Genomic DNA, 14,852 nt, shown 5'->3' on the forward strand with positions numbered 1-14,852 from the left:
GGCGCAAGGGTGATTTGTTAGTTGAAAACGACAGTGCGGTTGCCGTTCAGCAGCACCCGTTGTTCGGCATGCCATTGCACGGCACGTGCCAGGGCTAGCCGTTCAGCATCTTGTCCGGTGACTGCCAGTTGCGCCGGGCTGTAGTCATGTCCAACCCGAAGCACTTCCTGCTCGATGATGGGCCCTTCATCAAGCTCGGCGGTCACGTAATGAGCGGTGGCGCCGACCAGTTTCACGCCGCGGTCGAACGCCTGGTGATAGGGCTTGGCACCCTTGAAGCCGGGAAGAAAAGAGTGATGGATGTTGATGGCCTTGCCAGCAAGTTCGCTGCAGAGGTCATCGCTGAGGACCTGCATATAACGGGCCAGGACGGTCAGATCGACCTGATGTTCGGCGATCAAGGCAAGAAGCTTTTCTTCTGCTGCCTCTTTGGTCTCGGGTGTCACAGGGATGTGGAAGAAGGGGATACCGTGCGCTTCGGCCACGGGTTGGAGTGTTTGGTGGTTGGAAGCGATGAAAGGGAAATCGACTTTGAGTTGCCCGGACCGCCACCGGAACAGCAAGTCGTTCAGGCAATGTTCAGCCTTGGAGACAAGGAGTGCGACCCGGGGCCGGTCGGCTGCGTCGGACATGGTCCAGTTCATGCCGAACTTGTCCGCCGTCGTCTGGAAGGCCGCCTTCAGCTCACCAACGGCGACCTCGGAAGGGTAGGTAGCTTGGACGCGCATGAAGAACCGGTTGATGGACGAGTCATCGAACTGCTGGCTGGCGAGAATGTTGCAACCGTGTTCGACCAGGAAGCCTGAGACGGCGTGGACGATGCCCACGGTGTCTTGGCAGCTGAGGGAAAGAATCACTTCGCGGGTGGTGACGTGCTCCACAGTACTCCTAGAGGATTTCGGTGCGCACCTGGGCGGCCAGGAAGCGCCCTCGGGTAATTGGCAAGAGAGCATCGGATAGACAAGCCATATCCGGTAGCTGAACAGACTCGAACTTACGCGAGCAAGACCACTGCAGCGATGCTGAAAATGCCACAAAAGATCATCCTTTTCATATCAATGCCGGATCCGTCGATTTAGTGGAGGGGGTGAGCCCGTGGCAAAGAAATGTTGGAGCCATCCAGCCTCGACACACGAGCCCTTCACTCTGGGATCGTTCCCATGTCCCAGCGCCGAAGTCCCAAACCCGTGGCCTGAACCAGGTCTGCCGTAACGCACGGCTAGCCTTAGACATCCGTATGAAAAAAATCAAAGATATGTAACTTGCCACTATTGGTCTGCTGTAGGTCAGGTGGTGTTCTTGATGTAAGAAATGAGACCCAGCGCACATTCGATCAGCCGGTACACCACTAACGGCGTCGGTGCCGACCTAGAGAACACGAGCATCAGCTGATCCTGAGGAGCGTACGGGTAGGCAGCGCACACAACATGTCGAGACGCAGCCCGGCCGGCCATGCCGGCATCGACTGCATTCCCTCCGCAGCAAGGCCCGGCTTACCCCGGCCATAATTTTTGGAGCATAGAAATGACAACTGTGAATGAACAGAAAGAAATCCCTGAATCGCCGCCTGGGGAAGTGGCGACGAAACGGCTTACCGGCAATCTGACAACATCGGGGATTGTCTTCACCGTCCTGGCCTTCAATGCGCCTCTTACTGTCTTCGTGGGCCTGATACCCTTCATCATCGGCTCCGGGAATCAACTCGGAACCCCCGTCACATACTTGGCGGCGTGCGCGTTGGTGCTTTGCTTCGCTGTCGGATTCACGAGCATGGGCAGGCGCCTGTCCAATCCAGGTGCGTTCTACGCATATATCACTGCAGGACTCGGCAAACCGCTCGGACTCGGCGCATCGTTCCTGGCCCTTCTGGCTTACTTCTTTTTCCTCGCAGGCGCGTTCGCATTTGGTGGCGTATCCCTGGAGTCGTTGGTCACGGACGTGTTCTCTGGACCTGACATCCAATGGTGGGTGTACACCTTCGTCTTGATCGCCATCGTCGGAGTGCTCGGTTACGTCGAAATCTCCCTCTCGGCCAAAATATTGACCGTCTTCATGATCTTCGAAGTTGTCATCATCGTTGCCTTCGACGTGGCTTCGTTCGTCAATGGCGGCCCCGAGGGTGTGAGCGCCGCGCCTTTCCTGCTGTCGAACATTTTCTCCGGAAACGTGGGCCTGGCTGCTCTGCTGGGCGTCATGTGTTACGCCGGTTTTGAGGCTACGGCAGTCTTCCGCGAAGAGGCGCGCAATCCAGAACGTACGATTCCGCGGGCAACTTACATCTCCATCTTGTCCATGGGATCCATGTATGCGATCAGTGCCTGGGCCCTTATCACCGGAGTGGGGGCAAGCAGCGTCGTTGCCGCATCTGCAGAAGACCCGAGCGGAACCGCCACCGGGGCTGTCGCACTTTACCTTGGCAAGATCGCCTTCGATGTCGTCCTGGCCCTGGTTTGCACCAGCATTTTCGCGGCCATGATTGCCACGCACAATATCAGTGCCAGGTACATGTACTCCCTGAGCATGGACCACGTATTCCATGCATCCCTACGGAGGATCCACGTGAAGCATGGTTCCCCCCATGTGGCCTCACTTGCCACGAGTCTTGTCGCTCTGGTCTTCATCGCGGTACTGGCAATTGCCGGAGTAGATGGAACGTCCTTGTTCGGCATTCTCGAAGGGATCGCTGCTTATCCGCTGATCCTCCTGATGCTTCTCACCAGCGTTGCTGTCATCGTCTACTTCCGCCGGAATCCGCAGTATCAGGTGGGGGTATGGAGGAGCTTGCTGGCCCCAGGTCTGGCCGCTATCGGGTTTGCCGTGGTGGCCGTGATCGGCACGCAGAACATAGCCCTTTTGATCGGGGGCAATGAGGTCCTGGCCGGCATACTTCTGACGTTGTTCTATGGTTCGCTCATAGCAGGTATCGCTCTCGCTCTGATCTATCGCAGAAAGAACCCCGGGGTCTACGCCCGAATCGGCCGGCAGGGAGCCTAACCCGGCCAGCTGCCCCTCGAGGCCTCTCAAATCAACGAACACCTCCCGCTGAAGGGCCAGTGTCGACGCGCAAGCGTTTGCCTGGCCCTCAGTCATGCGCAGGTACAAGAAATCAGCCAACCAGACGTGCCCAAGAAGGCTCCTGTCACGGATGCGGCCCTAATAGAAGCGCGTGTCGATACTCGTCCCGCTTTTCCACATCGGCATCAAGGGCCAAAGTTGTCACATCGTATGACCGCGCCTCACTGAGTACGGTGGGTCAGAAAGCCACCGTGGACCCAACTGCGAAGAACTTGGTACACATGCCGGATATGGCACTGAAATTCTTGCAAACGTACTATTCGAAGGGTCCTCGCCTAGGCGTAAGGTGAATCACATTGAGAGCTACTGAAGGAGATCACTGTTGGATGGGTGTGGGCCACGCTGGTTCCTTGGCCCTGCCCCGCGAGAGATCGAACTCGGCGTGCGGAAACACGTGAAGTTCGGTCATAGATAGATCAGTCTATGTGTACCTGTTTCGCGAAGATGCAGCGAACTACTAGCCAGCACGCCGCTGCAGCAAGGCTGTCGCAGATCGGCCAAACGGCAGACGGACTTAACTATGAGTGTTTGCCAACTATGAACCCAAAAGTTGAGGCCATCTGTGGTCTCAAAACCACCAGCCGGAACCCCGCCAGGCTGCCACGTCCGATCAACAATCGCCGTGAACAGTGTGTTGACGGGCTGGCTCGTCGCTGAAGTAAGAACAAAGAGGAGATGACCAAAATGGAGTCATTTGATGTCGTTGTCGTTGGATGTGGATTCGCTGGTGCAATCGCAGCCCGCGAATCAAGGGCTGACGGGAAGTCCGTGCTTGTGCTCGAAGGCCGCGAACGCCTCGGCGGACGCACCTGGTACAGGAAGTTCCAGGGAACAGACCAGGGAGTTGAAATCGGCGGCACCTGGATTGCCCCCGACCAGCAGAAGTTCGTACAGGCGGAGCTGGAACGCTATAAGGTCCAGACGTTCCAAAGCCCCGTGGCATCAAACTTTGGCTGGGGCCTCAACGGTGAGATGCTGAACACAGCCTTCCCCATCCCAGCCGACGAATGGGCCGCGCTGGAGCACGCCATCGTGCAGATCGACAAGGACGCAGACCGCATCCGCTTTTATGAAGCACCCCTTGGGCAACCAGGTTTGGAAGACCTGGACATACCGTACTCGGCTTACGTTGATGCCCTCAACGTCCCGGCCAAGACACGCGACTTCCTTCTGGCTTGGCCCACCTTCTACTTCGGCGCCTACCCTCAAGAGCTCTCCGCCCTTCACGTCATCTCCTGGGTGAGCGGCTTCGGAAGCTCCGTGGGCTGGTACACCCTGCTGACTGACAAATTCGTCGGGGGAACGAAGAGTCTTATCGAACACATCCTCGCCGAAGCTGAAACCGAGGTGCGCTACAACACGGTTGTGGCATCGATCGCGGATGAGGGTACGCAGGTACGAGTCGTCACCCGGGACGGCCAGACGATCCTCGCCAGGTCCATCATCGTAACCGCCCCCCTCAACACCTGGGAACGAATCAACTTCGTCCCCGAACTCCCCCACGCGCACCGTGCCATGGCCACCGAAAAGCAAGCAGGACAGTCCGTGAAAGTCTGGGCACTTGTGCCCAAGTTGGAAAGGGACTTCTACGGCATCGGCATCGACACCACATTCAAATGGATTGCATCGGAATACACAACCGATGACGGGACCTACCTTTGCTGCTTCGCCAGCGCCGAAGCTGACATTGATGCAACGGACCTGGACGCCGTTACCAATGCCGTACGCCAATTCCTCCCCGAAGCAACCGTCCTCGCGGTGGACTCGCACGACTGGAACAAAGACGAATTCTCTTTGGGAACGTGGATGGCGTACCGGCCAGGCCAAGTCATGAAGTACTCCAACCATCTTCAAGTACCCCACGGGCGCATTCACTTCGCCAATTCAGACTTGGCCTCCGGCTGGGCCGGGTGGATTGACGGTGCAATAGAATCCGCATTCACGGCAGCAAATGCGTCGAACCTCATGCTGGCCTCCGAGCGCATGCACATTCCCAATCCTCCGAAGCAGGCGAAAGTACCAACCCCGTAGGGCAGACCAGTGACGGGAATGCCAGCACTAGCCCTCTTCCGCTGCGGCTCCCATTGGAAAGAGTACCCGGATCGTATCTCGACAGGTCCGGGCGCTCTTCCCCGGCTGGCATCCTGCACTGCGAAGTCGTTAGCTCCCCCGCAAAGCCATGTGCAGGCTGAACTGGACCACTTACGGTTTCGTGCGGCGAGTGTTTCAAGCCAACATTCGCCCCACCAACCATCGCCAAGGCGCTCCACGCCGTAGCGACAATTAGCACTACTGACGGTCACCGAATGCAGGGATGACTTAGAGAGAACTCATCCCATTTTACAAATATTCTGCGATTCTTAGCCATTAGGCCGCACGAAGCTCCCGAGGAAGTCGATGTGGTCGACGTCGAGACCAGCCGGTCCAGCGCGGTCGAACGAGCGCGGCAACGATGGTGGTCCGGAAGGCTGAACAACCCGGCCATTGGGCGGCAGGATCGTCCCGGACGCCGTCATCGACCACTGCTATCTGACAGGGGCGGAGTCCGACCGCGCCGCCAACGCGCTGAAACTCGCCCAACTGACCGCTGAGGCCGCCGGGCGCGGGACCCTGCGGCGGTTCGACGTCGATCAGGCCACCGGCGAAGTGCACTCCAGTACCGTCACCAACTTCGAATAGAACAGTCACGGTGCCGGCGCTGGCGTCAGAATCGAACTGAATTCGGTTTCCCGGACGGCCGCTCATCATCTTCTTCCATCTCATCCCGACAGTCGAATGGTAAGAAAATGAGATGGAGCAGGGCCCGCGAACAGGGAAGTAGCCCAAAGAACACGGACTTGATGAGTCCACTTCGAGCCGCTCGGTAGGCATGCACACATCCTGACTGGTCGGACCCCTGATAAATATGAGAGTCTCGCCGCTAGCCAAGTCCGCCCCACGTCAGACCACCTTGACGTCAGTTTGGGGTGTAAATAACCAAGGCGGGGGCTTCTGGCCAAGACGCTTCCTCTGATACTTATGCTTTGGCCGCGGCACGGGACTGTGTGCATAGCGCGGGGCTGAAGCTCGGAGAGTCCGGAGAACCGTCGTCGCACCTCTCCAACCTGCGCGTTACCAGGGTGAGCCCCGGCGGGAGTCCTACCCGGGCCGGAGAGCGTCATTGGATGGCGGCGGACGGATTCCAATTTCCTGGCCACGGCGTGGGTTCCCAGCGTCGACTAGACCCTAGCTCCCATTTCGCTGCCGGCCGACTCGACTGAAGGCTTACTACTACGAGGGGATGAGATTTCCCGGGCGCCGTCACCCCTTGGATGCTCTACCGCTGTGCAGGAAGGACACTCGTTGTGGTGCGTTAGTGCGACCACGCACCACAACGGGTGTCACCGGGCGGCCGGTGCACAATCAGCTGCCGCGTCCATTTTCGGACTACAGTTGCAAGTCGCTGGTGTTGGAGGGTTTGCCGACATGCTGCTTGGGTAGTTTGCCGAGCGGGTACTTGAGTGGTTCCGTCTTCTCGACGTAGTTCCGCAGGGCATCACGAACGGCGAAGTACGCCGGCTTGGGGTTGTAGTTCTCGTCGAACAGGCACGGTTTCGCTCCCGGGAGCCATGTGTAGAGGTGCTTGTCCGTGAAGCCCCAGACGCTGATTTCCTTGATGCCGGCGTTGAGCGCCTCAGTGACGATGTTGCCGTAGATCTTTGCTTGGGAGACGGGGTCGTATGTGTGCACGTCCAGTTCCGCGATGGAGACTTCGAGTCCCAGCCCGTGGAAGAAGTTGGTCATCTCGGTGATGGCTCCGGGCGGAGGCCCCTGGAGTGTTTCGTGCATCTGCAAGGCCACGCCGTTGATCGGCACCCCGTCGGCAACGAGACCGGAAACGAGGTCGTACAGTTCCTGCCGCTTCCCTGGGAGTGATTCCACAAGGTTTTCGTTCAGGAACAGCTTGGCCTTCGGGTCCGCATCATGGGCGATCCGGAACGCGTCTGCGATGTAGCCTGGGCCGAGGGCGTTGTAGAAGTCGTTGTGCTGAAGGCCCCCACCCATCGTCTCCAGCGCCTCGGTTACGACGTCCCAGCGGTCCATCTTGTTCTTGTAGCGCTTCATGATCGTATTGAAGTGATTGACCATGGCGGCGCGGAACGCGACAGGGTCATTGACCTTAGATACAAGGTAATCGGGGTTGCAGCAACCCGAGATCAGGCCGTGGCCCTTGACCTGCATGTCGTTCGCTTTACCGAAGGCTGCCAGTCGGTCCAGGCCCTCGAAGTCGAAGATGCCCTCTTGCGGCTCAACGAATTGCCACTTCAGGTCGTTCTCGGGGGACAGGCTGTTGAACTGCTCGGCCAGCACCTCCGCGAACTGAGGTTCTGCCAGGTAGTTCGAGGGCCGGCCATCGGCCGTTGATGTCATGCCCTTGATTGAACCGGATCCGATGATGAGGCCAGCCTTCACGGCCTCCTCCCGGAGCGAGCCTATGCCACCCTCGGCCCCCACTGCGGGAAGCGCGTCTGAGGTTGGGCTTGGCGTCGTCGTGGCGGTTGCAGCCTGGCTGGCGAATGCCGACATCGTCAGGCCAAGACTGACCGTGGCGAGCATGGCTAGAGTTTTTCGCGTCTTCATTGGGGCGAATTCCTTCGAGTAAGTGACTGCCAACAGCGCGTTCGGCCGCAAGGTGACTGCTCGAAATACGAGCCAGCTTCCGGTGCGCTGGGATGGTTTCTGACCCCGGGTGGGGGCAGCCGTGCTATTCCGCCGCGGCCCGGTAAGGCGGCGGCACCGAGTTCTGCTTCGGTGGTGAAAAGGTAACCCGAAATTGTGACGGGTGCAACAATTTCTTTTGTTTGCTTGCCTGCGCACGTTGATTTGAAGCGCTGAAGACATGCGTGGGGTTCTTGCGCAAGGCGCGGGGGTCAGGGGGCCCGATCCGGAGGAAGAGGCCCCTGATCTGCCTCCCGAGGTTCAGCGCGGAACCTGTGAACCCGCCATTGTCTGTGTCGTCGGGGTCGGCGCAGCCGTGTTCCGGACGTGCTTTCCGGGTATGCCGATTGCCTTGGGGTCTATCTGCTGGCGTCGTCGTGTCGCTGGCGGATCAACCCGAAGGGGACAGCGGGATGAGCACGCACGATATATCTGCCCGTCTCGATCCGTGTCACGAGGATCCCTATCCGGTGCTTGCGTGCGGCCTTCTGCACGACGGATATCGCCTCTTCCAGAGCGTTATCCACCTCAGAGGCGTCCTTGACCTGTACCTCCAGCATGCCGGGCTGTTCCAGCTCTCCGGTCGTGATTTCCATGTGTTCCTTTCACCGCATCGAGTGCGGCGGTGCGAGGCGAAGCGAGGGGCGCTACGGCGGACGTGGGCCAAGCTTGATGCAGCATCCAGCGGTTTGCAGGGGAGCCGGGGTCAAGAGCCCTTGGACTGGTGGGGCGTCGGGGTGAACGGGTGGGTGGCCCCGAGGGAGCTGTTTACAGAGGTGCTTTGTGTCCGGCCGGGTAAAGACATTTATCGGCTGCGAGGCCAGTGTCCGGAGCGACGGTCCGGACGTCGTTCATTGCCATTGGCAGTGCGATTGGCAGCCGTCCGACTGGTGTGATTTCGCCACTGAGGACCCGCGATAATGCAGAATCGGATACTCCAAAACTGGCCGTGAGCGCGGATGTGATCGTTGAGATCGGGGTAAGGATGGCGCCACGGTCAAGGGCGACATCCACGATCAGGGGTATGCGGGAGGATATCGCGTTCAATCGGTAGATGAGGCCGGGCCGGAATTCGAGCCCTCCCTGGTGAAAAAATGATTCGAGGAAAAGGTCGTCTCTGGCGTCGAATGGTGCAGTGATTCTGATAATTGCTAGATCTGCTTCCTCCGGCGTGGGGACGATAGTTCCGAGCGTGCCGGCTATGGCGGGATCGATTCCCTCTATGTAGAGACGTTGGCCCGGTGCAACGGGAAGGGTCGGTTCAGTTCCGTGGAGCTTGTTCTCGAGGACACAAACGGAGCGTGATTGCGCCAGCTCGCCCGCGGCACGGTGTTGCGGGCTGCCAACGACGCGGGCCGCTGTATCTTCGTCGACGAAGGGGTTGTCGAAAAGCCCGAGCCGGAACTTCACCAGCAGCAGTCGTCGAGCCGAAGCGTCGATCCGGGATTCCGCTACGAGACCTTCATCGACCAGGCTGCGGAGAATTTCGACGCATTCTTCGCCGCCGAACTGGTCCGCTCCTGCTTCAAGGATTTTCAACATGCGGCCCCGGGCGTCGAGGTGTTCTACTCCCCAGGCCCGGGCGGGTAGGACCTGGTCGCCAATAACGTTGTCGTTGACGAGTTCCCAGTCCGTCACAATGACACCTTCAAAGCCGAGGTCCTCGCGCAGGAGTTCCTGAAGTATCTGGCGGTTGTAGCCGAAACCTACTTCTTCCGCCGGTTGCCCGTTTATTTCAAGACCCACCGGCATCCCGTAGTACGGCATGATTGCCGCGGTGTCATGCTCGATGGCAGTCCTAAAAGGTGCCAGATGGTCTTCGAATCGGCCGCCCGGGTACACCTGTTCGCGGCCGTAGGGGAAGTGGGCGTCCTCGCCGTCCTTTTGCGGTCCCCCGCCCGGGAAGTGTTTAGTCGTGCAGGACACGCTGCCGGGACCGAGCGTGGCGCCTTGGAAGCCATCCAGGTAGGCGGCCGTATGGACTATGACCCGATCGAGGCGGGAACCGAAAGTTTGCAGTTGGCGCCCCCATCGGGGCTCGGTGGCTAAGTCGATTTGCGGGTGAAGCGCAGCACGGATTCCGACCGCAGTGTATTCGGCGCGGGCGATCTCGGCGAACTGGCGGGTGGTTTCAGGTTCATCGATCGCGGCCAGGCCCAGCCCTTCCGGCCATTGCGAAAACGGGCCTGCGGAAAATCCGACGCCGACGTTTTCGGCGAATGCGTGGCGAGGGTCCGTGGAGATTGTGACGGGAATTCCGTGAGGCGTTTGAGCTGCGAGTTTTTGCAGGGCGTTGTTCCACCGGGCGGCTTCGCGTGCGTCGTCGAGTCCGTGGACATTGAAGTGGGTCATCTTCTTCGCCAGAACCACTACCGAGGTTGGTGATTTGCTGATGTGCCCGGCTGTCTCCAGCAAGGAGCCGCCTGGTTCTGATTCGATGACGGTCTGAAACAAGAGGCCGATTTTTTCGTCTAACGAGAGCCGGTTGAGAAGGTCTTCGGTGCGCTCTTCGGGTGTTCTCCGCGGGTCCTCAAAGGGGTCCATGATCCCGTTCCCGTTCAGGTCGCGGTACTGGATTCCGTCAGGTGTTGTTGCCAGATTTAAGTGGGTCATGTGGATCCTCTCCTGGATGGGCGGTTTGATTCTTCGTTTCGGCGAAGACGCGCCGAACCCCGAGATCGGAGCGAGTTAGTGCGCTTTTAGTGAGAAGGCGAGGGCACGTCCGGCAGTGTCTTTGCCGTAGTGATCGTGGAAATGGACTTCACTACCCGTCCCGCAGCGAACTCACCACTACCCCTGCGAGCCGTGCGGGCGATCCACACGCACGCTGCCCGGTTCCGGCCCGCTCATGGAAGGATCTCCTCGTTGAGGGGTCACGATGTCGTCGCGACAGCACAAGCGACATCGCCCACCTTACGACGAAATTGGAACGACTGTTACATTTTTCGGAGTTATGGTTCCGCTAAGGCCGCACTAACCACCCGGCACTGGAGCGGGGTAAAGAAGGATCGGGCAGGTTACCGGGCGGCAGGTCGGTCCGGAACGCCGGGGAGATCCTTCACCGATTCCGGAAGGGCCCATTCAAAGAACGCCCTCATGGATCTGGTCATGTCGGCGGTCGGGTCGATGAGCCATTGCAGCTGTATGCCGTCCCACGTGCCAATGAGCAGGCGGCTGAGGGTGTGTGGGTCCCGGGCCGGGTTGATTCTGCCTGCGGCCTGGTCGTAGGCGAAGGCGGCCGAAAGCTCTTCCGTTTTGCGCCGGTAACGGGCGACAAACCAATCATGCGCAGGGTGCGTGGGGGTGGAGGATTCCGCTGCCAGAATAGCGAAGAGGCGCAGCAGTTCAGGCCGCTCGATGCTTGACTCCACCCGCTCCAATGTGGCGGACGCGACCCCCCGCTCCGCGCAAACGGCATCGAAGTCGAACTCCTCGTTCCCAGAAGTGGTCCTGTCGGCCCGCTCGAGCACGGCCTCGAGAAGCTCGTACTTGGACCCAAAATGGTGGACGATGCTGGTAAGGCTCAGGTTGAGGGCACGTGCGATGTCCCGCAATGAACCGCCATGGTAGCCGTTCGTGGCGAACACAGTGGCGGCGGCATCGAGGATGTCACTCGATCGCTGCGCCGACTTCGCATACGGGCCCCTGGCACCGGGACTCTTCTGTTCACTCATGCTAGTGACCTTACTAACTATCGCCGGCGCCTTGGACAACACCGGTCCTTTGAAACTTCTTAAACAAAATTGTAGCAACTGTTCCGTTTTCGTGTAATGATGATCACGATCACCAAGGCGACCCGGTTCCGGGCGCCCCATGTCACAAGGAGGTAGACATGCCCAAACCAGCAGCAACATTCAAGCGGCGTACCTTTGTCGCAGGCTCGTTCATTGCAGCAACAGCCCTACTTGCCGGGTGCACCGCCGGCGGCGGTGGCGCCAGCAGCCAGTCGGGGGAGACCACTTTGACCGTCATGGTCGGAGCCAAGGATCTCAGCGCGGAACAGGTTGCCGAGTTCGAGAAGAACAACCCTGGCATCAAGATCAACCAGGTTCTGTTCGATGCGACCCGACTGAACACCATGCTTGCTTCGGGCAACCCGCCCGACATTACTGTCGGCGCCGCCGTCGGCAGCGCCAACTTCAACGCGCGGGGATTGGCTACGGACCTCACCCCATACCTGAAGAAGAGTGAGGTGCTTAAGGAAGACGACCTTCAGCCCGTCAACAACAGCTTCCGCTGGAACGGCACCAAGAGCGGCGAAGGTCCCCTCTACGGCATCGTCAAAGACTGGAGCCAGGACTCGACACTCTGGTACAACACCGCCCTTTTCGACAAAGCCGGCGTCCCCTACCTGAGTGACACCGAGGCAACCAGCTACGACAACCTCCTGGACATCGCCAAAAAGCTCACTGTCACCGAGGGCACAACAACGAGGACCTTCGGACTGGGCGTCGAATGGGACTGGTCCCTCTCCCAGCCCATGTCGGCGATGGTAATGCAGCAAGGTGGGCAGCTGTACAACGAGGACCTGACCAAAATCGACTTTACCTCGGCTGCCGCCAAGCGCGCCTTCCAGTGGTACGTCGATTTCGGGAAATCAGGGGTGGGCCCGACGTCCCTGAACCCGCTTCCGGACGGCTCTGACTACTCGACCTTCGCCGCACAGCGCATGGCGATCAGTCAGGATGGCTATTGGTATGGCGGCAACTTCGCCGCCCCCGATGCGCTGCAGACTGTCCGGATGGCTCCTTCACCTGTAATGGGGGACACGCGCGTCGCGCCGACGTTCTCCGGGCAGGGTTGGTGGATCCCGGAGAAGGCGAAGAACAAGGATGCAGCTTTCAAGCTCATGGAGTATTACATGGCCGGCACGCCGGCCAAGGAGCGTGCCGCGAGTGGTTGGGGCCTTCCGGGGCTGAAGTCGCTGAGCGATAAGTTGCCGCAGGATCTTCCATTCCAGAAGCAGGCGTACCAGGTCGCGCAGAACGAACTGCAGTATGCGAAGCCCCTGCCCGATTCGCCCTACATCTCCGTGGACCTGATGCAGAGCACGTTCAAGACGTACCTCGAGAAAGCCATCAAGGGTGAAATGAGCGTTGATCAGGCATGCGCGGCGCTCACGGATGAATTGAACAAAGCCCTCGCGCAGGGCAAGAAGCAGATTGGTTAACTAGTTATGGCACGCAAGTGGTCCCGCTACCCCAAGAAAGCGTTCTACGCATTCGTCGGGCCCTGGGTAATAGGTTTCGTGCTGCTGACGGCGTTGCCCATGGTGTTCGGGTTGCTTGTGAGCCTCACCAACTTCGACGGCAGCTCTCCCCGCTTCAAGTGGGTTGGCCTGGATAACTACGTCGAACTGTTTACTGACGGCGAGGCGTGGATGGCGCTGCTGAGGACGTTGCTTTTCACTGCCATCGTTGTCCCGCTGACCATCGGCGGATCTCTTGGCCTGGCGATGATCATCAACCGGCGGCTGAGGGCATTGGGACTGTGGAGGACGCTGTTCTTCCTGCCCTCAGTCGTCCCGGTTGTAGCCATGGCAATCATGTGGAAGCTTGTCTTCAACAGGGATTCAGGAATCCTCAACGCCATCCTGGGGGTCGTCGGCATCCAGCCGATCGCGTGGCTTCTGGACCCTACCGCCTTCTACGCTCTGGTGATCCTGATGCTCTGGGGTCTGGGCGCAGGCATGATCATCATGCTCGCCGCTCTTCAGGGCGTTCCGGCCGAGCTCGAGGAAGCGGCCACCATCGACGGCGCGGGACGATGGTCTGTCTTCCGGCACGTGACAGTACCGATGATTTCGCCCATCCTCTTCTTCCAGGTGATCACGGGCGTAATTGCGGCGTTGCAGGTCTTCATCCAGCCCCTGCTCCTGACCAGCTCGGCCGGGATCTCGAAGGTCAGTGGGGTGCCGGACAGCAACAACCTGTACATGGTGCAGGTGTACAAGGAGTTCTTCCTCAGCAACCGTTTCGGCTACGGATCGGCAATGCTGTGGATATTCTTCCTCATCATCCTCGGTCTGACGTTGCTCTTCCTGCGCTCGAGCCAGTCATGGGTGTACTACGAAGTCGACACGGAAGCCGAGAAAGAAGGAGCAACCAGATGACCACGACCGAGCGTGAAACACCCGCCGGGCTGGCACCCGAGGCCAAACATATCCGGAAAGCCGAAAAGGTCCGGAAGGACAAGCGGCCCCCGGCGATCCTCTACATTTTGATCCTGCTCCTGTCGGTGTTCTTTATCGGCCCATTCCTGTGGCTGATACTTGCGGCGCTGAAGACACCCGCTGAATGGGCCTCGTTTCCGATCCAGGTCCTGCCTGATAAGGCGCAATGGAACAACTTTGTCGACGCCGTTACCCAAATGGACTTTCTGGCCTACACGGCCAACTCTTTATTCCTCGCGACAACGTATTCGGTGCTGATCACCATATCGAGCGCTACGGTCGGCTTCGGTTTCGCCCGGCTAAGGGCCCCCGGGAAAAAGGCCCTGTTCCTGGTTCTGCTCTCAACCATGATGATCCCGCAGATTCTGACGCTGCTGCCAACGTACGTTCTCTTCTCGCAAATCGGGCTGGTGAACACCTACTGGCCCTGGATTTTGTGGGGGCTGGCCGCATCACCGTATATGGTGTTCCTCTTCCGCCAGTTCTTCTCGTCGCTCCCGCGCGAACTCGAAGACGCGGCAATTATGGATGGTGCCGGCTGGCTGAGAATCTTCGTCCAGATCTTCCTTCCCCTCTCCCGCCCGGTGCTGATCACTTCGTTCCTCCTGTCGTTCACGTGGACCTGGGGCGATTACATTGGACCCGCACTGTTGTTGGACACGGACCACACGACCCTCGCGGTGGCCATCACCGCGTGGTATCAGGACCCTAACGGAAACACCATTCCCACCGTGCAGGCCGCTGCTGCCGTGCTGTACATCCTGCCCGTCCTGTCGATTTTCTTCTTCGCCCAGCGCTACTTCGTCCGCTCCACCGTCTCCTCCGGAGTCAAGGGCTGAAGTCCGGGCCAAGTAGATACGTCGGCGGCCGGTAGCGACTCCTCCCCGACGTTGGCAACCGGCCCGGC

The 14,852-nt window shown here is 59.4% G+C and carries 11 protein-coding genes; 6 read left to right on the forward strand and 5 right to left on the reverse strand.

All coding sequences use genetic code 11. The annotated features are described in order from the left end of the window. Window positions 1-17 precede the first annotated feature (17 nt). Complete coding sequence (gene purU / locus LDN90_RS09530) at window positions 18-881, reverse strand: formyltetrahydrofolate deformylase (RefSeq protein WP_223948821.1); 864 nt, start codon at window positions 879-881, stop codon at window positions 18-20. A 643-nt stretch (window positions 882-1,524) separates the two neighbouring features. Between purU and LDN90_RS09535 the strand changes: the two genes are divergently transcribed. The 3 genes from LDN90_RS09535 to LDN90_RS09545 all read left to right on the forward strand — a co-directional run bounded on the left by LDN90_RS09535 (window position 1,525) and on the right by LDN90_RS09545 (window position 5,754). Beyond that, entirely contained in the window at window positions 1,525-2,994 is a 1,470-nt protein-coding gene (locus LDN90_RS09535; RefSeq protein WP_223948822.1) for an APC family permease, read from the forward strand. 765 nt (window positions 2,995-3,759) lie between these two features. Beyond that, window positions 3,760-5,106, forward strand: coding sequence for an NAD(P)/FAD-dependent oxidoreductase (locus LDN90_RS09540; RefSeq protein WP_223948823.1), 1,347 nt, complete (start codon window positions 3,760-3,762; stop codon window positions 5,104-5,106). A 453-nt stretch (window positions 5,107-5,559) separates the two neighbouring features. Next, complete coding sequence (locus tag LDN90_RS09545; protein ID WP_223948824.1) at window positions 5,560-5,754, forward strand: hypothetical protein; 195 nt, start codon at window positions 5,560-5,562, stop codon at window positions 5,752-5,754. A gap of 747 nt (window positions 5,755-6,501) precedes the next feature. Here the strand turns inward: LDN90_RS09545 and LDN90_RS09550 are convergent. From LDN90_RS09550 to LDN90_RS09565, 4 genes are all read right to left on the reverse strand, one after another. Continuing rightward, window positions 6,502-7,695: an endo-1,4-beta-xylanase gene (locus LDN90_RS09550; protein ID WP_223948825.1), complete on the reverse strand. Its 1,194-nt coding sequence runs from the start codon at window positions 7,693-7,695 to the stop codon at window positions 6,502-6,504. A gap of 437 nt (window positions 7,696-8,132) precedes the next feature. Then, entirely contained in the window at window positions 8,133-8,369 is a 237-nt protein-coding gene (locus tag LDN90_RS09555) for a hypothetical protein (RefSeq protein WP_223948826.1), read from the reverse strand. Window positions 8,370-8,541: 172 nt separating this feature from the next. Continuing rightward, entirely contained in the window at window positions 8,542-10,386 is a 1,845-nt protein-coding gene (locus tag LDN90_RS09560; protein ID WP_223948827.1) for a glycoside hydrolase family 3 N-terminal domain-containing protein, read from the reverse strand. Between the two features lie 404 nt (window positions 10,387-10,790). Then, window positions 10,791-11,447, reverse strand: coding sequence for a TetR/AcrR family transcriptional regulator (locus LDN90_RS09565; protein ID WP_223948828.1), 657 nt, complete (start codon window positions 11,445-11,447; stop codon window positions 10,791-10,793). 158 nt (window positions 11,448-11,605) lie between these two features. Here LDN90_RS09565 and LDN90_RS09570 point away from each other — a divergent pair, with 158 nt between their 5' ends. The 3 genes from LDN90_RS09570 to LDN90_RS09580 are packed head-to-tail and all read left to right on the forward strand — an operon-like array spanning window position 11,606 to window position 14,784. Next, on the forward strand, window positions 11,606-12,943 hold the full coding sequence (locus tag LDN90_RS09570) for a sugar ABC transporter substrate-binding protein (protein WP_223948829.1): 1,338 nt from the start codon (window positions 11,606-11,608) through the stop codon (window positions 12,941-12,943). 6 nt (window positions 12,944-12,949) lie between these two features. Further along, window positions 12,950-13,885 (forward strand): sugar ABC transporter permease, encoded by a 936-nt coding sequence (locus tag LDN90_RS09575; protein WP_223948830.1) that lies wholly within the window; start codon window positions 12,950-12,952, stop codon window positions 13,883-13,885. Further along, window positions 13,882-14,784: a carbohydrate ABC transporter permease gene (locus LDN90_RS09580; RefSeq protein ID WP_223948831.1), complete on the forward strand. Its 903-nt coding sequence runs from the start codon at window positions 13,882-13,884 to the stop codon at window positions 14,782-14,784. The genes LDN90_RS09575 and LDN90_RS09580 overlap by 4 nt, the downstream gene beginning before the upstream one ends. Window positions 14,785-14,852: the final 68 nt, after the last annotated feature.

The sequence above is a fragment of the Arthrobacter sp. NtRootA1 genome, from assembly GCF_019976975.1.
Classification (GTDB): Bacteria; Actinomycetota; Actinomycetes; order Actinomycetales; family Micrococcaceae; genus Arthrobacter; species Arthrobacter aromaticivorans.